At 64.3% G+C, this 23,038-nt stretch carries 20 protein-coding genes; 9 read left to right on the forward strand and 11 right to left on the reverse strand.

Going from position 1 to position 23,038, the window contains the following annotated elements; genetic code table 11:
- Positions 1-57: 57 nt before the first annotated feature.
- The 3 genes from CRO75_RS10615 to CRO75_RS10625 all read right to left on the reverse strand — a co-directional run bounded on the left by CRO75_RS10615 (position 58) and on the right by CRO75_RS10625 (position 3,776).
- On the reverse strand, positions 58-1,308 hold the full coding sequence (locus CRO75_RS10615) for a sarcosine oxidase subunit beta family protein (protein ID WP_007926378.1): 1,251 nt from the start codon (positions 1,306-1,308) through the stop codon (positions 58-60).
- A gap of 23 nt (positions 1,309-1,331) precedes the next feature.
- Positions 1,332-2,585 carry a serine hydroxymethyltransferase gene (gene glyA, locus CRO75_RS10620; protein WP_007926375.1) on the reverse strand — a complete coding sequence of 418 codons (1,254 nt, stop codon included), beginning with the start codon at positions 2,583-2,585 and terminating at the stop codon, positions 1,332-1,334.
- A gap of 447 nt (positions 2,586-3,032) precedes the next feature.
- Positions 3,033-3,776, reverse strand: a complete 744-nt coding sequence (locus CRO75_RS10625; RefSeq protein WP_097135187.1) for a TraX family protein — start codon at positions 3,774-3,776, stop codon at positions 3,033-3,035.
- A gap of 224 nt (positions 3,777-4,000) precedes the next feature.
- Between CRO75_RS10625 and CRO75_RS10630 the strand changes: the two genes are divergently transcribed.
- The 4 genes from CRO75_RS10630 (at position 4,001) to CRO75_RS10645 (ending at position 8,437) form a co-directional block, all read left to right on the forward strand.
- A complete protein-coding gene (locus CRO75_RS10630) occupies positions 4,001-5,041 on the forward strand; it encodes a low specificity L-threonine aldolase (protein ID WP_007926372.1) in 1,041 nt (346 codons plus the stop codon).
- A gap of 167 nt (positions 5,042-5,208) precedes the next feature.
- Entirely contained in the window at positions 5,209-6,654 is a 1,446-nt protein-coding gene (locus CRO75_RS10635; RefSeq protein WP_009045944.1) for a cytosine permease, read from the forward strand.
- Complete coding sequence (locus CRO75_RS10640) at positions 6,651-7,475, forward strand: nitrilase-related carbon-nitrogen hydrolase (RefSeq protein WP_097135188.1); 825 nt, start codon at positions 6,651-6,653, stop codon at positions 7,473-7,475. The genes CRO75_RS10635 and CRO75_RS10640 overlap by 4 nt, the downstream gene beginning before the upstream one ends.
- Before the next feature lie 137 nt (positions 7,476-7,612).
- The gene (locus CRO75_RS10645) at positions 7,613-8,437 is read left to right on the forward strand and encodes an NAD(P)-dependent oxidoreductase (RefSeq protein WP_097135189.1); all 825 of its coding nucleotides are present in this window, start codon (positions 7,613-7,615) and stop codon (positions 8,435-8,437) included.
- A 176-nt stretch (positions 8,438-8,613) separates the two neighbouring features.
- Here the strand turns inward: CRO75_RS10645 and gbcB are convergent, their stop codons facing one another.
- A complete protein-coding gene (gbcB, locus tag CRO75_RS10650; RefSeq protein ID WP_009045947.1) occupies positions 8,614-9,714 on the reverse strand; it encodes a glycine-betaine demethylase subunit GbcB in 1,101 nt (366 codons plus the stop codon).
- Positions 9,715-9,998: 284 nt separating this feature from the next.
- On the opposite strand from gbcB, the gene gbcA reads away from it, so the two are divergent.
- Complete coding sequence (gene gbcA, locus CRO75_RS10660) at positions 9,999-11,294, forward strand: glycine-betaine demethylase subunit GbcA (RefSeq protein WP_007926366.1); 1,296 nt, start codon at positions 9,999-10,001, stop codon at positions 11,292-11,294.
- An 846-nt stretch (positions 11,295-12,140) separates the two neighbouring features.
- Here the strand turns inward: gbcA and CRO75_RS10665 are convergent.
- The 6 genes from CRO75_RS10665 to CRO75_RS10690 form a co-directional block, all read right to left on the reverse strand.
- Positions 12,141-12,911: an electron transfer flavoprotein subunit beta gene (locus CRO75_RS10665; RefSeq protein WP_007926363.1), complete on the reverse strand. Its 771-nt coding sequence runs from the start codon at positions 12,909-12,911 to the stop codon at positions 12,141-12,143.
- 16 nt (positions 12,912-12,927) lie between these two features.
- Complete coding sequence (locus CRO75_RS10670) at positions 12,928-14,148, reverse strand: electron transfer flavoprotein subunit alpha/FixB family protein (protein WP_009045950.1); 1,221 nt, start codon at positions 14,146-14,148, stop codon at positions 12,928-12,930.
- Entirely contained in the window at positions 14,148-16,097 is a 1,950-nt protein-coding gene (dgcB, locus tag CRO75_RS10675; RefSeq protein ID WP_097135190.1) for a dimethylglycine demethylation protein DgcB, read from the reverse strand. The genes CRO75_RS10670 and dgcB overlap by 1 nt, the downstream gene beginning before the upstream one ends.
- Before the next feature lie 140 nt (positions 16,098-16,237).
- Entirely contained in the window at positions 16,238-18,298 is a 2,061-nt protein-coding gene (dgcA, locus tag CRO75_RS10680) for a dimethylglycine demethylation protein DgcA (RefSeq protein WP_097135191.1), read from the reverse strand.
- Positions 18,299-18,313: 15 nt separating this feature from the next.
- Positions 18,314-18,844, reverse strand: coding sequence for a DUF5943 domain-containing protein (locus CRO75_RS10685; protein WP_007926354.1), 531 nt, complete (start codon positions 18,842-18,844; stop codon positions 18,314-18,316).
- Between the two features lie 163 nt (positions 18,845-19,007).
- Positions 19,008-19,985 carry a dipeptidase gene (locus CRO75_RS10690; RefSeq protein WP_007926352.1) on the reverse strand — a complete coding sequence of 326 codons (978 nt, stop codon included), beginning with the start codon at positions 19,983-19,985 and terminating at the stop codon, positions 19,008-19,010.
- 227 nt (positions 19,986-20,212) lie between these two features.
- On the opposite strand from CRO75_RS10690, the gene CRO75_RS10700 reads away from it, so the two are divergent.
- The 4 genes from CRO75_RS10700 (at position 20,213) to CRO75_RS10715 (ending at position 21,855) form a co-directional block, all read left to right on the forward strand.
- Positions 20,213-20,614 carry a lysozyme inhibitor LprI family protein gene (locus CRO75_RS10700; RefSeq protein ID WP_009045953.1) on the forward strand — a complete coding sequence of 134 codons (402 nt, stop codon included), beginning with the start codon at positions 20,213-20,215 and terminating at the stop codon, positions 20,612-20,614.
- A gap of 229 nt (positions 20,615-20,843) precedes the next feature.
- Positions 20,844-21,098, forward strand: a complete 255-nt coding sequence (locus CRO75_RS10705; protein WP_009051238.1) for a type II toxin-antitoxin system RelE/ParE family toxin — start codon at positions 20,844-20,846, stop codon at positions 21,096-21,098.
- Positions 21,037-21,405, forward strand: coding sequence for a helix-turn-helix transcriptional regulator (locus tag CRO75_RS10710; protein WP_051003931.1), 369 nt, complete (start codon positions 21,037-21,039; stop codon positions 21,403-21,405). The genes CRO75_RS10705 and CRO75_RS10710 overlap by 62 nt, the downstream gene beginning before the upstream one ends.
- A 33-nt stretch (positions 21,406-21,438) precedes the next feature.
- On the forward strand, positions 21,439-21,855 hold the full coding sequence (locus CRO75_RS10715) for a DUF3010 family protein (RefSeq protein WP_009045955.1): 417 nt from the start codon (positions 21,439-21,441) through the stop codon (positions 21,853-21,855).
- A 100-nt stretch (positions 21,856-21,955) separates the two neighbouring features.
- Here CRO75_RS10715 and CRO75_RS10720 read toward each other — a convergent pair whose 3' ends face one another.
- Positions 21,956-22,903 carry a GlxA family transcriptional regulator gene (locus tag CRO75_RS10720; protein WP_009045956.1) on the reverse strand — a complete coding sequence of 316 codons (948 nt, stop codon included), beginning with the start codon at positions 22,901-22,903 and terminating at the stop codon, positions 21,956-21,958.
- Positions 22,904-23,038: the final 135 nt, after the last annotated feature.

Below are 23,038 nucleotides of genomic sequence, written 5' to 3' on the forward strand. Positions count from 1 at the left end.
TTCGAGCCTGTTTTTAACGCCGTATTGCCGAGCGCAGTAGTTTTCATGAGGCCTTTGTTAGTGGGCGACAGCTGCAGCGCCGTGTTCATCGATCAGCGCACCGTTGTGGAAACGGTCGATGGAGAAAGGTGCGGCCAGGGGGTGCATTTCACCCTTGGCCAGGCTCGCGGCGAATACGTTGCCCGAGCCAGGTGTTGCCTTGAAGCCGCCGGTACCCCAACCGCAGTTGAAGAACATGTTCGGCACCGGAGTCTTGGAAATGATCGGGCAGGCGTCCGGGGTGGTGTCGACGATGCCGCCCCATTGGCGGTTCATGCGCACCCGCGAAAGGATCGGGAACATCTCGACGATGGCCTGGATGGTGTGCTCGATCACCGGGTACGAACCGCGCTGGCCGTAGCCGACCCAGCCGTCGATACCGGCGCCGATCACCAGGTCGCCCTTGTCGGACTGGCTGATGTAACCGTGCACCGCGTTGGACATGATCACGCTGTCGATGATCGGCTTGATCGGCTCGGACACCAGTGCTTGCAGCGGGTGCGATTCGATCGGCAGGCGGAAACCGGCGAGCTTGGCCATGTGCCCGGAGTTACCGGCGGTGACCACGCCGACGCGCTTGGCGCCGATGAAGCCCTTGTTGGTTTCCACGCCGATGCACACACCGTTTTCCTTGCGGAAGCCGATCACTTCGGTCTGCTGGATCAGGTCCACGCCCAGAGCGTCGGCGGCACGGGCAAAGCCCCAGGCCACGGCATCGTGACGGGCCACGCCGCCACGGCGCTGGACGGTGGCGCCCAGTACCGGGTAGCGGGTGTTCTTGGAGCAGTCCAGGTACGGAATCTCGTCCGCCACCTGCTTGGCGTTGAGCAGCTCGCCATCCACGCCGTTGAGGCGGTTGGCGCTGACCCGACGCTCGGAATCACGGATGTCCTGCAGGGTGTGGCACAGGTTGTAGACGCCGCGCTGGGAGAACATCACGTTGTAGTTGAGGTCCTGGGACAGGCCTTCCCACAGTTTCATCGCGTGTTCGTACAGGTGCGCCGACTCGTCCCACAAGTAGTTGGAACGCACGATGGTGGTGTTGCGCGCGGTGTTACCGCCGCCCAGCCAACCTTTTTCGACCACGGCGACGTTGGTGATGCCGTGCTCCTTGGCCAGGTAGTAGGCGGTCGCCAGGCCATGCCCGCCACCGCCGACGATGACCACGTCGTAGACCTTTTTCGGGGTCGGCGTGCGCCACATGCGCTGCCAGTTTTCATGGTGGCTGAGGGAGTGCTTGAAGAGGCCGAAGCCCGAGTAGCGTTGCATAGTCATTTACTCCAAAACCGCACTCAGCGATAAACCGGGAAGTCCGCGCACAGGGCCGATACCTGACGAGCGACATTGGCCTCGACATCGGCATCGCCGAGGTGGTCGAGGATGTCGCAGATCCAGCCGGCCAGCTCCACGCACTGGGTAACCTTGAAGCCGCGGGTGGTCACCGCCGGGGTGCCGATACGCAGGCCGGAGGTCACGAACGGCGACTGTGGATCGTTCGGCACGGCGTTCTTGTTCACGGTGATGTGGGCGCGCCCCAGGGCGGCGTCCGCCTCCTTGCCGGTGAGACCCTGACGGATCAGGCTGACCAGGAACAGGTGGTTGTCGGTGCCGCCGGACACTACATCGTAGCCGCGTTTGATAAATACGCCGGCCATGGCCTGGGCGTTGTCGATCACTTGCTGCTGGTAGGCCTTGAAGCCAGGCTCCAGCGCTTCCTTGAAGCACACCGCCTTGCCGGCGATCACATGCATCAGCGGGCCGCCCTGGGCGCCCGGGAAGACCGCGGCGTTGAGCTTCTTCTCGATTTCTTCGTTGGCCTTGGCCAGGATCAGGCCGCCACGCGGACCGCGCAGGGTCTTGTGGGTGGTGGTGGTGACCACGTCGGCGTAAGGCAGCGGGTTCGGGTACAGGCCAGCGGCGACCAGGCCGGCGACGTGGGCCATGTCGACGAACAGCAGCGCGCCGACCTTATCGGCGATCTGGCGGAAGCGTGGGAAGTCGAGGGTCTTGGAGTAGGCCGAGAAGCCGGCGACGATCATCTTCGGCTTGCACTCGACGGCCAGGCGCTCGACTTCGTCGTAGTCGATCAGCCCGGTGTTGGTGTCGATGCCGTACTGCACGGCGTTGTACAGCTTGCCCGAGGACGACACCTTGGCGCCGTGGGTCAGGTGGCCGCCGTGGGCCAGGCTCATGCCCAGGATGGTGTCGCCGGCTTGCAGCAGGGCCAGGTACACGGCGCTGTTGGCCGAGGAACCGGAGTGCGGCTGGACGTTGGCGTAGTCGGCGCCGAACAGTTGCTTGGCGCGTTCGATGGCCAGGGCCTCGACCTTGTCCACGTGCTCGCAGCCGCCGTAGTAGCGCTTGCCCGGATAACCTTCGGCGTACTTGTTGGTCAGGCCGCTGCCTTGCGCTTGCATCACGCGCTTGCTGGTGTAGTTCTCCGACGCGATCAGCTCGATGTGATCTTCCTGACGTTGCTCCTCGGCATTCATGGCCGCCAGCAGTGCATCGTCATAACCCTGGATTTGGTCTTGCTTGCTGAACATCGCGTCTCTCCCAGCGGCGGCGGTGCGCCTTTCGTCTCGGTGAGGCACGTACCCTGCGGTAGTGCCCTTTGGATGCGATGGTATGACCGGCGCTGACCGGCCAAATGCCTATGGACGCCACGCAAAGGTGCGTTTACGACATGGCCTGGCGCAGAGAGACAATTGCTTGCGGGCGCCACGCGCCGAAGGCTCTATGTCGGTGGCTTGCCCGCGACCGCCAGCCCCCGCCACCGACCAGTGGCGCCACAGCTTTCATGTTGGCGTGTCGCCTCTGTAGCCGCTGCCGAGCCTGCGAGGCTGCGCTCGAGGACGCAGTCCTCGCAAAACCTGAGCACGCGATATGCCTGGAAGAACAGGTTGCCTGGTTTTACGACCGCTTCGCGGCCGAGCGCAGCCTCGCCAGCTCGGCAGCGGCTACAGGGCGTTCGTAGCGACAACGGTTCGCCATCAGGCCAGCAGGTTGCGCAGCATCAGCAGCAGGAGGAAATGCCCGGGATACAGCAGATAGGCCCAGCGCCGCATCGGTGGCGGCGAAAAACCGCGCATCCGGCGCAGGATCGCCAGCCCCAGCCACGGCGCCAGCACGCAGGCGAGCAGCGCCCAGGCGGCCACCTGATTACCCAGGCGCGCCGCCGGCAGCAGGCTTTGCCACTGGTTGGCCGCCAGGCACAGCAGCCCCGGCAGCAGCGCCCAGTACCAGCGGCGCTGCAGCACCAGCAACATCGCCAGCGGCAGCAAGACGCCGAACAGGCCGAACATCAGGTACCGGTCGAACAGCCCGCCGAGCAAGGCCGCGCCGATCCCCAGCCACAGCGCCAGCCCGCCGCGACGCTGCCAGGCGCGGGCCACCAACAGGCCCAGGGCCAGGGTCGGCAGCACATTCAGGGTGTCGGGGTCGGGAATGTACAGCCGGTACGGCACCTCGCTGAGCAGGCTGAACAACAGCAGCCAGCCCAGGTAACGCCATTGCCCCGCGCCCTCGCGATCCGTCGCGCCGGCCCGCGCCACATTGGCCGCCAGCGCCAGGCAGAACCAGGGAAACGCCAGGCGCCCGGGCACATACAGCAGATCGAGGCTCCAGCCGACGTAGCGCAGGTGATCGAGCACCATGCTCAGCAGCGCCAGCCACTTGAGCAGGTCCAGGGCGCCATCGCGCCGGGCGGCCAGCGGGGTCAGCAGCGGGTCTGGCATATATCCTCATGGCCTGTGCATTTTTCACCCATAAACAGAGCCTGTGCTCCCCCCTCAATCTTGGGTAAAGTGGCGCTCCACCGATCTCTGCGGGGCCTGCGCTGTCCTGCCGGCCCAGACCTCGTTGCGGACGCTTGACCCAAGGGCTCCTTACCCAGGAGCGCCTTATCCGGAGCCCTTTATCGAAGGACTCCCCTCTCGGACCCTTAGCACGGAAGACGGCCATGACCGACAAGAGCCAACAATTCGCCAGCGACAACTATTCCGGCATTTGCCCCGAGGCCTGGGCGGCCATGGACCAGGCCAACCGCGGCCACGAGCGCGCCTATGGCGACGACCAGTGGACCGCACGCGCCGCCGATTATTTCCGCAAGTTGTTCGAGACCGACTGCGAGGTGTTCTTCGCCTTCAATGGCACCGCCGCCAACTCCCTGGCCCTGTCGTCGCTGTGCCAGAGTTACCACAGCGTCATCTGCTCGGAAACCGCCCACGTCGAAACCGACGAATGCGGCGCGCCGGAATTCTTCTCCAACGGCTCCAAGCTGCTGATCGCCGGCACCGAGAACGGCAAGCTGACCCCGGACTCGATCCGCGACATCGCCCTCAAGCGCCAGGACATCCACTACCCCAAGCCACGAGTGGTGACCCTGACCCAGGCCACCGAGGTCGGCAGCGTCTATACCCCGGAAGAAATCCGCGCCATCAGCGCCACCTGCAAGGAGCTGGGGCTGAACCTGCACATGGACGGCGCGCGCTTCTCCAACGCCTGCGCTTTCCTTGGCTGCTCGCCCGCCGACCTGACCTGGAAAGCCGGGGTCGACGTACTGTGCTTCGGCGGCACGAAAAACGGCATGGCGGTGGGCGAGGCGATCCTGTTCTTCAACCACAAGCTGGCCGAAGACTTCGACTACCGCTGCAAGCAGGCCGGCCAGCTGGCCTCGAAGATGCGCTTCCTGTCCGCGCCCTGGGTCGGCCTGCTGGAAAACGACGCCTGGCTCAAATACGCTCGCCACGCCAACCATTGCGCGCAATTGCTGGCCGAGCTGGTAGCGGACATTCCAGGGGTGGAGCTGATGTTCCCGGTGCAGGCCAACGGCGTGTTCCTGCAACTCTCGGAACCGGCCATCGCCGCGCTGACCGCCAAGGGCTGGCGCTTCTACACCTTCATCGGTAAAGGCGGCGCGCGCTTCATGTGCTCGTGGGACACCGAAGAAGCGCGGGTCCGCGAACTGGCCGCGGACATTCGCCAGGTCATGGCCGGCTGAATGCCCTCGCCGGCCTGCCGCCTCCTGTCGAGATCGGGAGCGGTGGGCCGGCGCTGCGTGACATCAGTTCACAAATTCCTGAACTGATTATTTCCCTCCACTGATTCAACATCACAGGCGTATATCCGAGACTCCGGGGTCAATTTATAAAAACAAGGCACAGCCCCATGACCAGCCTGCCCGCGGCAACGGAAAAAGCCCCGTCCCCCAGCCTCAAGATCGAAACCCGCTCCATCGACTACGTGCCGCGCCACGAGCGCCACGGCAAGGTCTGGCACCAGGGTCCGTTCTGGTTCACCGGCAACTTCGTCCTGACCACCATGGTCACCGGCTTCACCGGCGCCGCCCTCGGCCTGAGCCTGCACTACTCGATCCTGGCCATCGTCCTCGGCGTCTGCCTGGGCACCTTCTGCATGGCCTTCCATGCCAACCAGGGGCCACGCATGGGCCTGCCGCAGATGATCCAGTCGCGGGCGCAATTCGGCCTGCGCGGGGCCATCGTCCCCTTCACTGCGGTGGTCTTCGTCTACATCGGCTTCAACGTGTTCAACGTGATCCTCGCCACCGACGCCATCAACACCGTGGTGCCCGGCGCGCGGGCGCCCTGGTACAGCCTGATGATCATCCTTGCGGTGATCATCGCCGTGGTCGGGCATGACCTGCTGCACGCCGTGCAGCGCTGGCTGACCTACATCATGATCAGCGTGTTCACCGTGCTGACCATCAGCGCGCTGATGACCCTGCAGGCCGACGCCGCCGTGGCCGACGCGCACTTCTCCTGGTCGGCGTTCCTGATCCAGCTGTCGGCGGCCGCCGGCTACCAGATCAGCTACTCGGTGTATGTCTCGGACTATTCGCGCTACCTGCCGCACAAGACCTCGTCGCGCCAGGTGATTTTCTGGACCTACCTGGGCGCCGCGGGCTCGGCGTTGTGGCTGATGTCCCTGGGCGCCTTCCTCGCCTCCGCCCTGCCGTCGCCGGACGCCATCGGCAGCGTCCGCGAAGTCGGCAACCAGATGATCCCGGGCTTCGGCACCTTTACCGTGCTGATCGCCGTGCCCGCCCTGGTCGGCATCATGGCGGTCAACTGCTACGGCGCGATGCTCACCGGCATCAGCGCCATCGACGGCTTCCTGCAGATCCAGCCGAACCTCAAGAGCCGGGTGGTGGGCATCGCCCTGGTGGCGGTGGTGATTTTCCTGATCGCCATGAACATTCCCGACAGTTACCTGGCGAGCTTCAACACCTTCGTGCTGCTGATGCTGTATTTCCTGGTGCCCTGGACCGCGGTCAACCTGGCGGACTTCTACGTGGTGCGCAAAGGTCACTACGCCATCAGCGACATCTTCAACCCGGCCGGCATCTATGGCCGCTGGGCCATGCCCGGGCTCATCGCCTATTTCCTCGGCCTGGTCGCGATGATTCCATTCATGTCCCTGAGCTTCTACCAGGGCCCGGTGGCCCGGGCGCTGGAGGGCGCGGACATTGCCTTTGTCATCGGCCTGGCCGTGGCCGGCGTGGCCTACTGGGCGCTGACCCGGGGCCTGGACCTGGACGCCGAGCGCCTGGCGATCCAGGCCAGCGAACGCCAACTGGAAGGAGCCGGCCAATGACTGGATTGCCCACCCTGAAAGTCGCCTGCCAGCAGATCGCCCCACGGGTGGGCGAGCTCGACTACAACCGCGAGCTGGGCCAGCGGGCCATCCGCGAGGCCGCAGCCCAGGGCGCCCAGGTGGTGGTGCTGCCGGAACTGGTGCAGAGCGGTTATGTGTTCACCGATCGGCAGGAGGCGCTGGCGCTGTCCGAGGCCCTCGATGGGCCGACGCTGACCCTGTGGAAGGCCCTGGCCGCAGAGCTGCAGGTGGTGATCGTCGGCGGTTTCTGCGAGCGCCTGAATGCCGGACAAGTGGCCAACAGCGCCGCGCTGGTCGAGCCCGAGGGGCGGGTGACGGTGTACCGCAAGGCCCATCTGTGGGACCGGGAAAAGCTTGTGTTCACTGTTGGCGACCAACCGCCGCCGCTGGTCGAAACCCGTTTTGGCGCGATCGCGATGCTGATCTGCTACGACCTGGAGTTCCCGGAATGGGTGCGCCTGCCCGCGCTGGCCGGCGCCGCCCTGCTCTGCGCCCCGGTCAACTGGCCGGACGGGCCGCGTCCGGCGGGCGAACGCCCGGCGGAAATGGTCCGGGTCCAGGCCAACGCCGCGGTCAACCGCATGTTCATCGCCGCCTGCGACCGCTGCGGCGACGAGCGTGGCGTGGCCTGGGTCGGCGGCTCGCTGATCGTCGACGCCGACGGATATCCGCTGGCCGGCAGCGCCCGTCAGCCCCAGCAGCAACTGCTGCTGGCGGAACTGCCCCTGGCGGACGCCCGGCACAAGCACATCAGCCCCCATAACCACGTACACCTGGACCGCCGCCCGGCGCTGTACTGAGCCCTCCCCGGCCGCGGGCAACGCTCGCGGCCCTTCGCCTTTTCGCCCCTGATCCGCGCGCGCCGCCAGACATGAACTAGATTGTCTGGCGAGCCGCTGTACCCGCTCGGATAACGACAATAATCGGGAGCGCATCCATGTCCTTACAAGGCAAGACCCTGTTCATCACCGGCGCCAGTCGTGGCATCGGCCGTGAAATCGCCCTACGGGCGGCGCGGGACGGGGCCAATATCGTGATCGCGGCGAAAAGCGCCGACCCCCATCCCAAGCTGCCCGGCACCATCTTCAGCGTGGCCCGCGAAGTCGAGGCGGCGGGCGGCAAGGCCCTGGCGTTGCAGGTGGACGTGCGTGACGAAGAGACAGTGCGCCAGGCCCTGGCCAAGGCCACCGAGCATTTCGGCGGCATCGATGCGCTGGTCAACAATGCCGGGGCGATCAAGTTGACCGGGGTGCAGCACATCGAGCTCAAGCGCTTCGACCTGATGCACCAGATCAACACCCGCGCCGTGCTGCTGTGCAGCCAGGCGGCCCTGCCCTACCTGAAAACCAGCGGAGGCCACATCCTCAACCTGTCGCCGCCGCTGAACCTGGCGAGCAAATGGTTCGCCCAGTACAGCCCCTACACCGTGACCAAATACGGCATGAGCATGCTGACCCTGGGCATGAGCGAGGAATTCAGCAACTACGGCATCAGCGTCAACTCGCTGTGGCCGCAGACCATGATCGCCACCGCCGCCATCGAGTTCCAGCTGGGTTCGCGCGAGTCGTTCAAGCATGCGCGCACGCCTGCAATCATGGCCGATGCGGCCCACGCGATCCTCTCCAGCAGCCAGCGCCGCATCACCGGGCGCTTGCTGATAGACGAAGAAATACTGCGCGAACAGGGGGTGAGCGACTTCGCCCATTACCGCTTCGATCCCGACAGCAGCGAAACGCTGATGACGGATCTGTTTATCGACTGAGCGAGCGGATCAATCTGTAGCCGCTGCCGAGGTACGAGGCTGCGATCGACTGCAAAGCAGTCGCAAACCCAGCCCCTCGATAGGTCAGAAGCACCGAGAGCTCCGGGTTCACGGTTGCTACGCAACCGATCGCAGCCTCGTACCTCGGCAGCGGCTACGGGCTACCGGTCCGCCCCTCAATACTCGACCCGCACATCCCCCTTCGGCACGCTGCAGCAGGACAGGATGTAGCCTTCGGCTTCGTCTTCCTCGGTGATGCCACCGTTGTGGTCCATCTCCACTTCACCGCCCAGCTTGAGCACCTTGCAGGTGCCGCAGATGCCCATGCCGCAGGCCTTGGGGATCATCAGGCCAAGCTTGGCCGCGGCGGCGTGGACGGTCTCGCCCGGCGCCACGCGGATGCTCTTGCCGGAAGCGGTGAACTCCACCTGGTGCAGGTCGGCGATATCGATTTCCGGCGCCTCGGCGGCCTGCTCGGCCTGTTCCACGGCGTCGGCACGAGCTTCCGCCGGCGTCGCGCCGAAGGATTCCTCGTGGTAGCGCGACATGTCGAAGCCGCTGGCTTCGAGCAGGCGCTTGACCGCGTTCATGTACGGCGTCGGGCCGCAGCAGAACACTTCACGCTCGAGGAAGTCCGGCGCCATCAGCTCCAGCATCTTGTGGTTCAGGTAGCCGCGATAACCGGCCCAGGGCTCGCCCAGGCCGTGTTTCTCGCAGATCAGGTGCAGGCTGAAGTTGTCGATCCGCGACGCCATGTGCTCCAGCTCGCGGTGATAGATGATGTCCTTCGGCGAACGGGCGCTGTGGATAAACACCATGTCGACATTGCCGTTGGTGTCGTAGAACCAGCGCGCCATGGACATCACCGGCGTGATGCCGACGCCGCCGCTGAGGTAGAGGACTTTCGGGCTCGGGAAGTCGATGGCGTTGAACAACCCCACCGGCCCGTGCACCGCCAGTTCCTGGCCTTCGTGCAGGGTGTCGTGCAGCCAGTTGGAGACCTTGCCGCCCGGGACGCGCTTGATGGTCACCGAGAAGCTGTACGGCACCGAGGGCGAGCTGGAAATGGTGTAGGAACGCATGATCGGCTGGCCTTCGATCTCCAGCTCCAGGGTGACGAACTGCCCCGGTTTGAAGAAGAACATGATCGGCTGGTCGGCCATGAAACAGAAGGTGCGCACGTCCCAGGTTTCCTGGATGACTTTGACGCAACGGACGATGTGTCGGCCATTGGCCCAGGTCTGGGTGGTTACCGGGTTCAGGAAGTTGTTGGACATGCTGATCTCCACGGCCGACTGCCGGCCTTTATGGTGGCGATTGTGCGCAGGCCCATAAACACCCATTTACCTATCTGCGACATTCACATACTTATCGCGACCAGCCCCCAACCACCGGGGCTTGCGCGTCGGGAACAGATTGGGCCATGTCGCCCATGGATAAGGTTCCGGGCCGCGCCGGCCCCACACTCGCCTCAACTGATAACCGCTGATTTTTCAGCCTTGCGTCGCACCAACCGTAGCCACTTTCGCCGGCCACACAGATGGCCATGAGGACCAAAACGATGGACGTCACCGCAACCCTGAGCCTGGGCGATCCGCTGGAACCCGCACGCAAGGCCACCGCGCAAATGCTCCAAGAACGCGAGCGGACCTTTTCCCTGCCGCAGCCGTTCTACTGCGACGAGCGCCTGTTCGATATCGACATGCAGGAGATCTTCCAGAAGGAATGGCTGATCGCCGGCATGACCTGCGAGATTCCGACCAAGGGCAACTACATGACCCTGCAGGTCGGCAAGAACCCGATCATCGTGATCCGTGGCGCCGACGGCGTGGTCCATGCCTTCCACAACGTCTGCCGCCACCGCGGTTCGCGCCTGTGCACCAGCGACAAGGGCAAGGTCGCCAAGCTGGTCTGCCACTACCACCAGTGGACCTACGAGCTGGACGGTCGCCTGCTGTTCGCCGGCACCGAGATGGGTGCCGACTTCGACATGAAGCAGTACGGCCTCAAGCCAGTGAACGTGAAGACCGCCGGAGGCTACATCTTCATCTCGCTGGCCGAGAACCCACCGGCCATCGATGACTTCCTGGCGACCCTGACGCACTACATGGAACCCTACGACATGGAGAACACCAAGGTGGCGGTGCAAACCACCTTGATGGAAAAGGCCAACTGGAAGCTGGTGCTGGAAAACAACCGCGAGTGCTACCACTGCGGCGGTTCGCACCCGGAACTGCTGAAGACCCTGCTGGAGTGGGACGACGTCACCGACCCGCGCGCCGACCAGGCGTTCAAGGACCACGTGGCTGCCTCCGCCGCCGCCTGGGAAGCCGAGAAGATCCCTTACGCCCACGCCAGCTTCGGCCTGCGCAACCGCATCGTGCGCATGCCGCTGCTCAAGGGCACCGTGTCCATGACCATGGACGGCAAGCAGGGCTGCGCCAAGCTGATGGGCCGGATCAAGAACCCGGACCTGGGCTCGATGCGCATCCTGCACCTGCCGCACTCGTGGAACCACTGCATGGGCGACCACATCATCGTGTTCACCGTGTGGCCGATCAGCGCCCAGGAAACCATGGTCACCACCAAGTGGCTGGTGCACAAGGACGCGGTCGAAGGCGTGGACTACGACGTCGCGCGCATGCGCCAGGTGTGGGACGCCACCAACGACCAGGACCGTCGCCTGGCCGAAGAGAACCAGCGCGGCATCAACTCCACCGCCTACCAGCCAGGCCCGTACTCCAAGACCTACGAGTTCGGCGTGGTCAACTTTGTGGACTGGTACAGCGAGCGCATGCTGAGCAACCTCGGCGCCGAACCGGCTCCGTACCTCAAGGGCGTGCCGGTTCACGGCTGACCCTGAGTCCTTGCTCGCGATGACCGCGACACGGTGTCTGACACACCGGGTTATCGGTCATCGCGAGCACGCTTCGCTCCTACGGAAGCCGATGCTGATGTTGCTGTACAAAATTTGATCTAACTCCCTCCCGGCCATGGCCGACAAGGCTCCCAGCCTTCCGCGAACAAGTTATCCACATCTCCACCCACAGCAAATGTGGGCAACTCGGCTTTCAGCCGACGAATTCGTTGGTAGAACCTGAAGAAAATCCGTGACTTATCCGGAAAGGCCTTTTCCACAAGACCTTGATCATTTTTTGAACAACACTCTGCAAGCCACGTTATTAAAGGCCCGCAGACGAACGCGAACACCTTATCCACAGAAGCGCCAACAGACTTTGGGGGCAACTTTGCGGCCAAGGGCCGCGAGCTGTGGAAAACCGCCGAATAGCGCGAAATATCAAGGCTTCAGGGCCGCCGGAGGGGCAAAACCGCGGATTTGCCTGTTTTTTGATCAGACCTCTGCAGAGCGCTGTTTATAAGGCTCTCCGCGGAGAGCGAACATCTTATCCACAAAGAGGCCAACAGACTTTGGGGGCAACTCGGCAGCGGCAGAGGACCGGGGGAACTCCTTATCCACAGAAAAACCTTCGGAAAAACCTCGACTTAGCTTGATCGTTTTTCGTACAACGCGCTGTAACGCTTGATTGGCGAGGCTTGCAGAGAGGGACGAACATCTTATCCACAGAGGCGCGCACAGGGATTGTGGGTAAACGTGGATACAGGGGAGGAATCAATCGCAGGCAAGCCGCACCCTGTAGGAGCGAAGCTTGCTCACGATAACGGTGGAGCGACAGGCCTGTCCCTAACGGACCACGCCTTCTTCGATCAGCAGCTTGAGGATGGCCTCGGCCCCGGCTTCGGCGCTGACGCCCTTGAGCACCTGGCCGCCACCGCCGCTGGCCTTGGCGGTCGCGGCTTTCATGCGGTCGGCGCCGCTCTTGGCCTTGATCACTTTCAGGCGCTTGGGCCGCGGTTTGGCCGGTTGCAGGGTGGCGCTGGTGAACAACTCATCGTCGAGCACTTCCACCTGCCGAGCCTGCAGCAGCCCACGCCGGGCCGGGCCGTAGGCGCTCTGCCGTGGCTTGGGCGCGGCGTTATCCACAGTGGCGAGGAACGGCAGGCGCACCTTCAGCCGACGGCGCTGGCCGCGCGGCAGGGCTTGCAGCACCAGGGCCACGCCGCCGTCGATGGACTCCACCTGGGCCAGGCCCACCACCAGTGGCCAACCGAGGTTTTCCGCCAGCAGGAACGGCAGCATGCCCGAACCTTCTCCGGTTTCCGCCTGGCTGCCGGTGAGCACCACTTGCGCCCCGGCATCGCGCAAATAATCGGTCAGCGCCGGCAGCGCATCGGCACCGGCCGACTGCTCCAGCACGTGCATCTGTTCCAGGCCCATGCCCAGGTACGCGCGCAGGGCTGGCTCGGCGATATCGCCGGCGTGCAGCACCTGCAGCCTGTCCCCGGCCAGTTGCAGCCCCAGCTCGACCGCCCGCGCATCCTGCTCGGCGCGCCGTGGCCGGCCGGAAGTCGGGTGGGCGCCGATGGACACCAGGCTGATCACATTGGTACTCATAAGCTCTGTCCTTCCCTTAAGCCGCATCGCGCTTGGCGCCGTTGCGGTAGGCCTCTACCGCCGCGATCAAGGCTTGAAGCAGCTCGGCGCTTTCGCCAATCACCGACAGGTCGGCGCGTTTGATCATGTCGCAACCTGGATCGAGGTTGATCGCCACCACCTTGTCGCAGGCACCGATGCCCTGCAGGTGCTGGATCGCCCCGGAAATCCCCACCGCCACGTACACCCGGGCGGTGACCCAGGTGCCCGAGGCGCCGACCTGACGGTCGCGGGCCATGAAACCGTCGTCCACCGCCACCCGCGACGCGCCTTCGGTGGCGCCCAGGGCCGCGGCGGTCCTGTGGAACAGCTCCCAGTCCTTGACCCCGTTGCCGCCGGAGAAAATGAATTCGGCCTCGGCCATGGGAATCGCCGCCGGGTCCACCGCCACCGCGCCTAGGTCTTCGATTCGCGCCAGGCTGCGCGCCACCGTTGTGGATAACTCCACCGGCAGGGCCTCATGACGGGTTTCACTGACCGGTTCCGCGCATTCGGCGGCGGCCAGGATCAAGCGCGCCAGCGGTCGAGCCAGGTCCTGCAAGCCGGCACCGGCGCGGCCGACGCACTGCTCGTCCTTGACCTGCCAGACCCGCGTGGCCGGGCGTTCGCCCAGGGCCGCGGCAAAACGCCGGCCCAGTTCGCCGCCACCGGTACGGCTGTCGGGCAGCAACCAGTGGCGCGGGCTGAACTGGTTATCCACAGCCCGCAGGCCCTGGACCCGTTGTTCCGGTGCATAACCGCTGAATTCGTTGCCTTCGAGCACCAGCAGGCGATCGACGCCGGCCGTGGCGAAGGCGTTTTCCTTGTGCTCGCCGAACACCACCGCCAGCACCGCACCGTCCTTGCCGGCCAACTGGTGGGCCAGACCCAGCAGGTCGCGGTCGTGACTGCTCAGGCGGCCGCCGACCATGTCCGGCACCACGCTGATGTAGAACGCCGGCTGCGCCACCTGATGCAGCGGCAGCTGGACTTCGACCGCGGCGCTGCGCTTGACCGCCCCGCCCTGCTGGGCGCCGCTGCGGTCGATACGCTTGATGCCGTTGGGGCCGATGAAACCGATCCCGTGGGGGTTCTTGCGGAGGATGCCGTTGGGCCCCATCCAGCTGTGTTGCGCCGGTTGCATGGCCGCGTGCAGCGGGTGCAGGCGGTTACGGGCGATCCATTCGGCCCGCGGGTCGCGGCGGATAATGTCGCTCATCAGTGGGCCTCCGCAGGTTCACGTTTGGCCGGGGTCGCCGGCTTGCCGGGCGCGGCGTCTTCGAGCAAGGCATCGGCCACCAGTTCGGCGATGTCCTTGATCAGTGGTCGTGGTTCGACCACGCCTTCGAGCATCGCGGTGCATTGTGGGCAACCCACGGCCACCAGCTCGGCACCGGTTTCGCGAATGTCGTCCATGCGCATGTCGGGGATCCGCTGCTTGCCCGGAATGTCGGTGATCGGCGCGCCGCCACCACCGCCGCAGCAGCGCGAGCGGAAACCGGAGCGCTGCATTTCCTTGACCTCGATCCCCAGGGCGCGCAGGACCTCGCGCGGCGCCTCGTACTCGCCGTTGTAGCGGCCCAGGTAGCACGGGTCGTGATAGGTCACGCTGTTGCCTTTGTGCTGGCCCAGATTCAGGGCGCCGCCGGCAATCAGCTCGGCCATGTAGGTGCTGTGGTGCTGCACCACGTACTCGCCGCCGAGGGCGCCGTATTCATTTTTCAGCACATGGAAACTGTGGGGGTCGCAGGTGACGATGCGCTTGAAGCTGTACTTGGCCAGGGTCTGGATATTGCGCTTGGCCAGCAGCTGGAAGGTCGCCTCGTCGCCCAGGCGCCGGGCCACATCGCCGCTGTCGCGTTCTTCCAGGCCCAGCACCGCGAAGTCGACCTTGGCCGCTTTCAGCACTTTGACGAAGGCGCGCAGGGTGCGCTGGTTGCGCATGTCGAAGGCGCCGTCGCCCACCCAGAACAGCACGTCGGTGGTTTTCTTCTCGCCCAGCAGTGCCAGGTTGAGGTCCGCCGCCCAGTTCATCCGCCCGCCCGGGGCGAAACCGCCCGGGTTGTCGGTGGCGATCAGGTTTTCCAGGACTTCGGCGCCCTTGTTCGGGGTAGCGCCCTTTTCCAGGGTCAGGTGACGGCGCATGTCGACGATGGCATCGACGTGCTCGATCATCATCGGGCATTCCTCGACGCAGGCGCGGCAGGTGGTGCAGGACCACAGGGTCTCGGCGTCCACCAGGCCGTTGACGATCGGCTGGTGCGGATTGCCGCTGTGTTCGCCAATGGCTTTGCCGGGATATGGGCTGCCAGCGAACTTGGCATCGGTACCGCCAGCCAGGCCGACGACCATGTCCTGGATCAGCTTTTTCGGGTTCAGCGGCTGGCCGGCGGCAAAGGCCGGGCACGCGGCTTCGCATTTACCGCACTGCACGCAGGCGTCGAAGCCGAGCAACTGGTTCCAGGTGAAGTCTTTGGGTTTTTCCACGCCCAGCGGCGCGTTCGGGTCTTCCAGGTCCAGCGGCTTGAGGCCGGTGGAGCGGCCGCCACCAAAACGCTCGGCGCGGCGGTGCCAGGCCAGGTGCAGGGCACCGGCGAAGGCGTGCTTCATCGGGCCGCCCCAGGTCATGCCGAAGAACAGCTCGGACACGCCCCACAACACACCGATGCCGAGGATCGCGGCCAGTACCCAGCCGCCGAAGTTTTCCGGGAGGATCCCGGCCACCGGCAGGGTCACCAGGAAGAACGACGCCGAGAACGCCAGCAGGCTTTTCGGCAGGCGCATCCACGGGCCTTTCGACAGGCGCGACGGCGGGTTGCGACGGCGCAGGTAGACGAAGATCGCGCCGACGAACATCACCGCCGACATCAGCAGCAAGGCGTAGCCGAGGATGCGGTTATGCAGGCCGAAACCGTGCACCAGGATCGCCAGCACAATGGACGCCACGGCACCACCGGCCGTGGCCACGTGGGTGTTGGCGATGTATTTGTCCCGCGCCACTACATGGTGCAGGTCGACCATGTAGCGCTTGGGCATGGCCAGCAGGCCGCCGATCAGGTCGACCTTGGACGCACGGCCCCGGCGCCACATGGCCACCCGCCGCAACGCGCCCAGGACAGCCAGGCCGATGGCTGCGAACAGCAGGATGGGAAGAAGGGTGTTCAACATGGTGAAGCTCCCAAAGACCAGCTCGGTCGTTGTAGCCGCTGCCGCAGGCTGCGATGAAGTCCGCAGGACTTCCCTGCGAACTCAAGAGCACGACTGCTTCGCAGTCGATCGCAGCCTTCGGCAGCGGCTACAGGTATGGCTTAGAAATCCTTGCAGATCCGCAGGGCGTCATAGATGGCCGCGTGGGTGTTGCGCTGCGCCACGCAGTCGCCGATGCGGAACAGCAGATAACCGTCGCCCGCCTGCCTCAACGAAGGCTGCGGCTTGATCGCGAACAGCGCTTCGACGTCGACCTGGCCCTTGTTGCGCGAGCCTTCCTTGAGCGCGTAATAGATCGCTTCGTCGGGCCGCACGCCGTTCTCCACCACCACCTGGTCGACCACCCGCTCCTCCTTGGCGCCGGTGTATTCGTTCTCCAGCACCGCCACCAGCTTGTCGCCTTCGCGGTAGACCTTTTCCAGCATCATGTCGCCGGTCATGATCACTTCCTTGGGGTACATGCTGCGGTAGTAGGTCGGGAACGACGTACCGCCGATGGCCACGCCCGGCTTGATGTCGTCGGTGACGATCTCGACCTGGCTGCCCTTGTCGGCGAGGAAGTCGGCCACCGACATGCCGGTGAACTCGCAGATGGTGTCGTAGACCAGCACGTTCTTGCCCGGCGCGACCTTGCCGTCGAGCACGTCCCAGCTGCTGACCACCAGCCCTTCGGCGGCGCCCCAGTGTTCGTTCTGCTCAAGGAACGGATGCCCGCCGACGGCCAGCACCACAATGTCCGGACGCAGGTCGAGGATGGTCTCGGCATCGGCCGCGGTGCCCAGGCGCAGGTCGACCTTCAGCCGTGCCAGCTCCAGCTGATACCAGCGGGTGATACCGGCGATCTGGTCGCGCTGCGGCGCTTTCGACGCAGTGGTGATCTGCCCGCCGATGGCCTCTTTCTTCTCGAACAGGGTCACGTCGTGGCCACGTTCGGCCGCCACCCGCGCCGACTCCATACCGGCCGGGCCGGCACCGACCACCACCACCTTGCGTTTCGGCCCGGTGGACTTCTCGATGATGTGCGGCACGCCCATGTATTCACGGGAGGTCGCGGCGTTCTGGATGCACAGCACATCCAGGCCCTGGTACTGGCGGTCGATGCAATAGTTGGCGCCCACGCACTGCTTGATCTGGTCGACCTGGCCCATCTTGATCTTGGCGATCAGGTGCGGGTCGGCGATGTGCGCGCGGGTCATGCCGACCATGTCGACGTAACCACCCTCGAGGATGCGGGTGGCCTGGTTCGGATCCTTGATGTTCTGCGCATGCAGTACCGGAACCTTGACCACTTCCTTGATCCCGGCAGCCAGGTGCAGGAACGGCTCCGGTGGATAACTCATGTTCGGAATCACGTTGGCCAGGGTGTTGTGGGTATCGCAACCCGAACCCACGACGCCGATGAAATCGAGCATGCCGGTGTCGTCGTAATATTTGGCGATCTGCTTCATGTCCTCGTGGGACAGGCCGTCCGGGTGGAACTCGTCACCGCAGATACGCATGCCCACGCAGAAATCGTCGCCGACTTCGGCGCGCACCGCCTTGAGCACTTCCAGGCCGAACTTCATCCGGCCTTCGAAGCTGCCGCCCCATTCGTCGGTCCGCTTGTTAACCCGCGGGCTCCAGAACTGGTCGATCATGTGCTGGTGCACGGCGGACAGCTCGACGCCGTCCAGGCCACCGGCCTTGGCCCGGCGCGCGGCCTGGGCGTAGTTGCCGATCACCCGCCAGATCTCTTCCACCTCGATGGTCTTGCAGGTGGCGCGGTGCACCGGTTCGCGGATGCCCGACGGCGACATCAGGGTCGGCCAGTTGAAACCGTCCCAGCGCGAGCGGCGGCCCATGTGGGTAATCTGGATCATGATCTTGGCGCCGTGCTTGTGCATGGCGTCGGCCAGATTCTGGAAGTGCGGAATGATGCGGTCGGTGGACAGGTTCACCGAGCTCCACCATTCCTGCGGGCTGTCGATGGCCACCACGGACGAGCCGCCACAGATCGCCAGGCCGATACCGCCCTTGGCTTTCTCTTCGTAATACTTCACGTAGCGGTCGGTGGTCATGCCGCCATCGGTGGCGTAGACCTCGGCGTGCGCGGTGCTGAGCACCCGGTTGCGGATGGTCAGTTTGCCGATCTGGATCGGCTGGAACATCGCTTCGAAAGCCATTTTTCTTAACTCCGCTTACAACGGCTTGACGGTGAACAGGCCATCGTCGTGGCCTTCTTCGGAACCGCCGTAGACCTGTTCGGCGACGGTGCGGATCTTGCTACCGCGGGCGGCCAGAATCTGGTCCATGGCGCCGGCGAACCAGCCGGTGAACATGTAGTCGACCTTGCGCCCGACCTTGCCGTACACATAGACGAAGGCCGAGTGTTCGAGCTTGACGCTGGCGGTGCCCTTGTCGAGGTCGATGTCCTGGATCTTGAACAGGCCCCAGCCGCGCTGCGACAGGCGCTTCATGTAGTGCTCGAACACCGCGACGCCTTCCAGGCCATGGCACTCGGCTTCTTTTTCACACCAGTGCCAGGCGGACTTGTAGCCGGCCTTGTAAAGGATCTCGGCGTAGGCGTCGGCGCCCAGAACTTCCTCGATACCCATGTGGTTGTTGACGAAGAAGTGACGCGGCACGTACAGCATCGGCAGGGCGTCGGAGGTCCAGACACCGGTTTCGCTGTCGACTTCGATGGGCAGTTGCGGGGCGATTTTGGCCATGTTTCAAAACTCCGGAATTCTTTTGGATTGGTGCATCCGTAGCCGCTGCCGAAGACTGGGATAAGGCTCCAAGAGCCTTCCGAGGGCCGCAGGAGCGCGTCTCCTTCGGAGCCGATCGCAGCCTTCGGCAGCGGCTACAGGTGTGTGCTGTGGAGGCTTGGCGTTATTCGCCCCAGACGTCCTTGAGGACGTTCACCCAGTTCTCGCCCATGATCTTGCGCACCACACGCTCGGAGTGACCGCGCTTGAGCAGGGTCTCGGTGAGGTTGGGGAACTCGCCCACGGTGCGGATGCCCAGCGGGTTGATGATCTTGCCGAAGTTGGTCAGGCGACGGGCGTAGCCCTTGTCGTGGGTCAGGTATTCGAAGAAGTCCTGGCCATGGCCCTGGGTGAAGTCGGTGCCGATGCCGATGGCGTCTTCGCCGACGATGTTCATGGTGTATTCGATGGCCTCGGCGTAGTCGTCGATGGTCGAATCGATGCCCTTGGCCAGGAACGGCGCGAACATGGTCACGCCGACGAAACCGCCGTGGTCGGCGATGAACTTCAGCTCTTCATCGGACTTGTTGCGCGGGTGTTCCTTGAGGCCCGACGGCAGGCAGTGGGAGTAGCAGACCGGCTTTTTCGATTCGAGGATGACTTCCTCGGAGGTCTTGGAGCCGACGTGGGACAGGTCGCACATGACGCCGACGCGGTTCATCTCGGCGACGATCTCGCGACCGAAGCCCGACAGGCCGCCGTCGCGCTCGTAGCAGCCGGTGCCCACCAGGTTCTGGGTGTTGTAGCACATCTGCACGATACCCACGCCCAGCTGCTTGAACACCTCGACGTAGCCGATCTGGTCCTCGTAGGCATGGGCATTCTGGAAGCCGAACAGGATGCCGGTCTTGCCCAGTTCCTTGGCCTTGCGGATGTCGGCGGTGGTGCGCACCGGCATCACCAGGTCGCTGTTCTCGCGGATCAGCTTCTGGCTGGAGGCGATGTTGTTGACCGTGGCCTGGAAGCCCTCCCACACCGACACGGTGCAGTTGGCCGCGGTCAGGCCGCCCTTGCGCATGTCTTCGAACAGCTCACGGTTCCACTTGGCAATGATCAGCCCGTCGATAACGATGCTGTCGGCGTGCAATTCGGCTGGGCTCATCAGGCAGTCCCCTTATTGGCAATTCATGCGCCGAATCGTCTGCCGGCGCTTTGGGGTCAGCATATGCCTCGGTGCCCGGGCAGCCGGGTGCAAAAACGACAGGGGAATTGCCGAAAGCGTCAATCCGCGACAAAGGGTCTGCCGGGCGTCCCTTGCACCATCTGTTCTTTGTCATGCGCATGGGCCAGAATCCGCCGCATCACTGGATTAGAGGGGGCTGCGACGCAATGAAATCGATCTTCCTGGCTTTGGCACTGCTGGCGACGGGCGCACAGGCGGCTGAAGAGGCCGACAACTCCCCGTGCGACAGCGTCGAACAGGATCAACAGACTCTGGAATGCGCCACCTTCAACAAAACCACCGCCGAGCAGCTGCTAAGCGACAACCTGCAGGGCCTGCTCGAACGCCTGGGCACGCAATACGGCAGCGACAAGGCGCAGTTGGCCGACATCACCGCCAAGGTGCAGAACGCCCAGCAGCTGTGGCAGAAACAGCGCGACGCCGACTGCGCCGTCGACACTTTCCCCGCCAAACCCGGCAGCAAGGCCTACGCCATCGCCCAGGCCGATTGCCTGGCGCGCATGAGCGATGAACGGTCGGAGTTTCTGGAGTCGATCGGGCAGGAATAGGCCCGACCGATACCTCTGCGGCAACCGTCATGACGTCATCGCGAGCCAGCTCGCTCCTACAGGCGTTGCGCCCTACCTGTAGAGCGAACTTGCTCGCAAAAATCCCCCGGCCTCCCCTCTCTCCCCGCTGTAACAAGCCATGAGCAATACCCGGACAAGGTTCTCGCCTTGGCCGGCGGGCGAATATAAGTAAAGATTGATTAATCTTATAAAAGGCTTATATTCGTTCATGAACAGCATCCTGTGGACCCGTAAGGCCGTCAAACAACTGCTGCGATTGCACAGCGCCCATCAGGTACAGATCCGCGACGCGGTGACCTTGCTCGGCGACATGCCCGACACCGGCAACGTCAAGGCGCTTAGCGGTCACACCTATGCCTACCGCCTGCGAGTGGGCAACTATCGAATCCTGTTCGACTGGGATGGCGCTATCAGAGTGGTCAGTATCCAAGAGGTCAAGAAACGTGACGAACGCACCTACTGACATCCAGATCATCAACGGCACGGACGGCAAGCCGGCGTTCGTGGTGATCCCTTATGCGGACTATGTGGCGCAACGCCAGGAGCCGGACCTGATCCCCCATGACGTGGTCAGCCGCATCGTTGACGGCGCCACGCCAATCCGCGCCTGGCGCGAGCACCTGCACCTGACCCAGGACGAAGTCGCCAAGCGCCTGGGCATTTCCCAGCCGGCCTTCGCCCAGCAGGAAAGCGTCGCCAAGCCCCGCCGCGCCACCCGCGAGAAGATCGCCGCGGCCTTTGGCATTCGCGCCGACCAGCTGGAACTGTAAGCTGCACGCCATTCATCGAGAAAAGGTTTTCCCATGAGCATCTGCGGCATCGAAATCAAAGGCAGCGAAGCCATCTTCGCCCTGGCCACCCTGCAAGACGGCACGGCGCAACACCTGGCCAACGCCTGCAAGAAAATCGCCCTGGACGACGATGACGAAGCCGCCAACGTCAAAGCCTTCGCGGCCCAGGTGGCCGCCTTCGTCCGCGACAACGGCATCAGCCGCATCGCCATCAAGAAACGCAGCAAAAAAGGCGAATTCGCCGGCGGCCCGACCACCTTCAAGATCGAAGGCGTGTTCCAGCTGCTGGACAACTGCGAGGTGACCCTGCTGTCGCCGCAGACCATCAACGCGCAGAACAAGAAGCACAACTTCGACCTGCCGGCGACGCTGAACAAGTATCAGCATGAAGCCTACAAAACCGCCTGCGCGGCCCTGCTGAAGAAATAAACCCTGGCTCTGGAGCGAGGCTTGCCCGCGATGGCGGCTTGTCTGACGCTGCGAGTTGCCTGCATCGCGAGCAAGCTTCGCTCCTACAGAATCGGGCAGCTCAGGCCTTCAGGCTTTGGCGCCGGTCTTCCCGCGGGCACTGGGCAAACCGCGCGCGATAGCTGCGGGTGAAATACGAGGGTGATTCGAAGCCGCAGGCGATGCTGACTTCCAGCACGCTCATGTCGGTCTGGCGCAGCAGTTGCCGGGCCTTTTCCAGGCGCAGCCCCAGGTAGAAGTTGCTCGGGGTGTCGTTCAGGTGCAGGCGGAACAGGCGTTCGAGCTGACGTCGGGTGACCTTGATCGATTCGGCCAGTTGCAGGGTGCTCAGGGGCGGCTCGCTGTGCTGTTCCATCTCGCCGATCACCTGCACCAGCTTCTTGTTGCGGATGCCGTAGCGGGTGGCGACTTCCATGCGCTGGTGGTCCTTGCGCGGGCGGATGCGCCCGAGCACGAACTGTTCGCTGACCTGGATCGCCAGTTCCGGGCCGTGGGCCTGGCCGATCAGGTCGAGCATCATGTCGATGGACGCGGTGCCGCCGGCCGAGGTGATGCGCCGCCGGTCGATCTCGAACAGCTCCTGGGTCACGCTGATCTGGGGATAGGACTCCTTGAACGCCTCGATCGCTTCCCAGTGCAGGGTCACGCGGTGGCCTTCGAGCAGCCCGGCTTGCGCCAGGACCACGCTGCCGGTGTCGATGCCGCCCAGGGTCACGCCCTCCACATCCAGGCGGCGCAACCAGTGCACCAGCGCCGGGGTGACGAACTTCAACGGTTCGAAGCCGGCCACCACCAGCAGGGTCGCGCCCTTCTTCAACGGCTCCAGCGCCGCGTCGGCGTTGACCGACATGCCGTTGCTCGCCAATACCGCGCCACCATCGGCGCTCAGCACATGCCAGCGATACAGCTCGCCGCGAAAGCGATTGGCCACGCGCAACGGCTCGATGGCCGAGATGAACCCGATGGCCGAGAAGCCCGGCATCAGCAAGAAATAGAAATCCTGGGACATGGAACGCACTCGGATGACGGGCAGCGTGGCCACTGTGATACGCCGTTTCCACGCCGGGTTCAAGATGAAGGTCGCCGCAGTGCAAGAGCCGGTCGCCGCTGTGCGTTTTCAGCGCCCGCCGGCTGCGTAACGTGG

Source organism: Pseudomonas sp. LAMO17WK12:I10 (assembly GCF_900215185.1).
Lineage (GTDB): Bacteria > Pseudomonadota > Gammaproteobacteria > Pseudomonadales > Pseudomonadaceae > Aquipseudomonas > Aquipseudomonas chlororaphis.

What these genes read in the sequence shown, in the direction of transcription:
- gbcA (WP_007926366.1), top strand. Translation starts at nt 9,999, where the DNA reads ATGGACGTCACCGCAACCCTGAGCCTGGGCGATCCGCTGGAACCCGCA.
- CRO75_RS10700 (WP_009045953.1), top strand. Translation starts at nt 20,213, where the DNA reads ATGAAATCGATCTTCCTGGCTTTGGCACTGCTGGCGACGGGCGCACAG.
- CRO75_RS10615 (WP_007926378.1), bottom strand. Translation starts at nt 1,308, where the DNA reads ATGCAACGCTACTCGGGCTTCGGCCTCTTCAAGCACTCCCTCAGCCAC.
- CRO75_RS10665 (WP_007926363.1), bottom strand. Translation starts at nt 12,911, where the DNA reads ATGAGTACCAATGTGATCAGCCTGGTGTCCATCGGCGCCCACCCGACT.
- CRO75_RS10645 (WP_097135189.1), top strand. Translation starts at nt 7,613, where the DNA reads ATGTCCTTACAAGGCAAGACCCTGTTCATCACCGGCGCCAGTCGTGGC.
- gbcB (WP_009045947.1), bottom strand. Translation starts at nt 9,714, where the DNA reads ATGTCCAACAACTTCCTGAACCCGGTAACCACCCAGACCTGGGCCAAT.
- CRO75_RS10710 (WP_051003931.1), top strand. Translation starts at nt 21,037, where the DNA reads ATGGCGCTATCAGAGTGGTCAGTATCCAAGAGGTCAAGAAACGTGACG.
- dgcA (WP_097135191.1), bottom strand. Translation starts at nt 18,298, where the DNA reads ATGGCTTTCGAAGCGATGTTCCAGCCGATCCAGATCGGCAAACTGACC.
- CRO75_RS10625 (WP_097135187.1), bottom strand. Translation starts at nt 3,776, where the DNA reads ATGCCAGACCCGCTGCTGACCCCGCTGGCCGCCCGGCGCGATGGCGCC.
- CRO75_RS10720 (WP_009045956.1), bottom strand. Translation starts at nt 22,903, where the DNA reads ATGTCCCAGGATTTCTATTTCTTGCTGATGCCGGGCTTCTCGGCCATC.
- dgcB (WP_097135190.1), bottom strand. Translation starts at nt 16,097, where the DNA reads ATGTTGAACACCCTTCTTCCCATCCTGCTGTTCGCAGCCATCGGCCTG.
- CRO75_RS10705 (WP_009051238.1), top strand. Translation starts at nt 20,844, where the DNA reads ATGAACAGCATCCTGTGGACCCGTAAGGCCGTCAAACAACTGCTGCGA.
- CRO75_RS10640 (WP_097135188.1), top strand. Translation starts at nt 6,651, where the DNA reads ATGACTGGATTGCCCACCCTGAAAGTCGCCTGCCAGCAGATCGCCCCA.
- CRO75_RS10690 (WP_007926352.1), bottom strand. Translation starts at nt 19,985, where the DNA reads ATGAGCCCAGCCGAATTGCACGCCGACAGCATCGTTATCGACGGGCTG.
- CRO75_RS10635 (WP_009045944.1), top strand. Translation starts at nt 5,209, where the DNA reads ATGACCAGCCTGCCCGCGGCAACGGAAAAAGCCCCGTCCCCCAGCCTC.
- CRO75_RS10715 (WP_009045955.1), top strand. Translation starts at nt 21,439, where the DNA reads ATGAGCATCTGCGGCATCGAAATCAAAGGCAGCGAAGCCATCTTCGCC.
- CRO75_RS10670 (WP_009045950.1), bottom strand. Translation starts at nt 14,148, where the DNA reads ATGAGCGACATTATCCGCCGCGACCCGCGGGCCGAATGGATCGCCCGT.
- CRO75_RS10630 (WP_007926372.1), top strand. Translation starts at nt 4,001, where the DNA reads ATGACCGACAAGAGCCAACAATTCGCCAGCGACAACTATTCCGGCATT.
- CRO75_RS10685 (WP_007926354.1), bottom strand. Translation starts at nt 18,844, where the DNA reads ATGGCCAAAATCGCCCCGCAACTGCCCATCGAAGTCGACAGCGAAACC.
- glyA (WP_007926375.1), bottom strand. Translation starts at nt 2,585, where the DNA reads ATGTTCAGCAAGCAAGACCAAATCCAGGGTTATGACGATGCACTGCTG.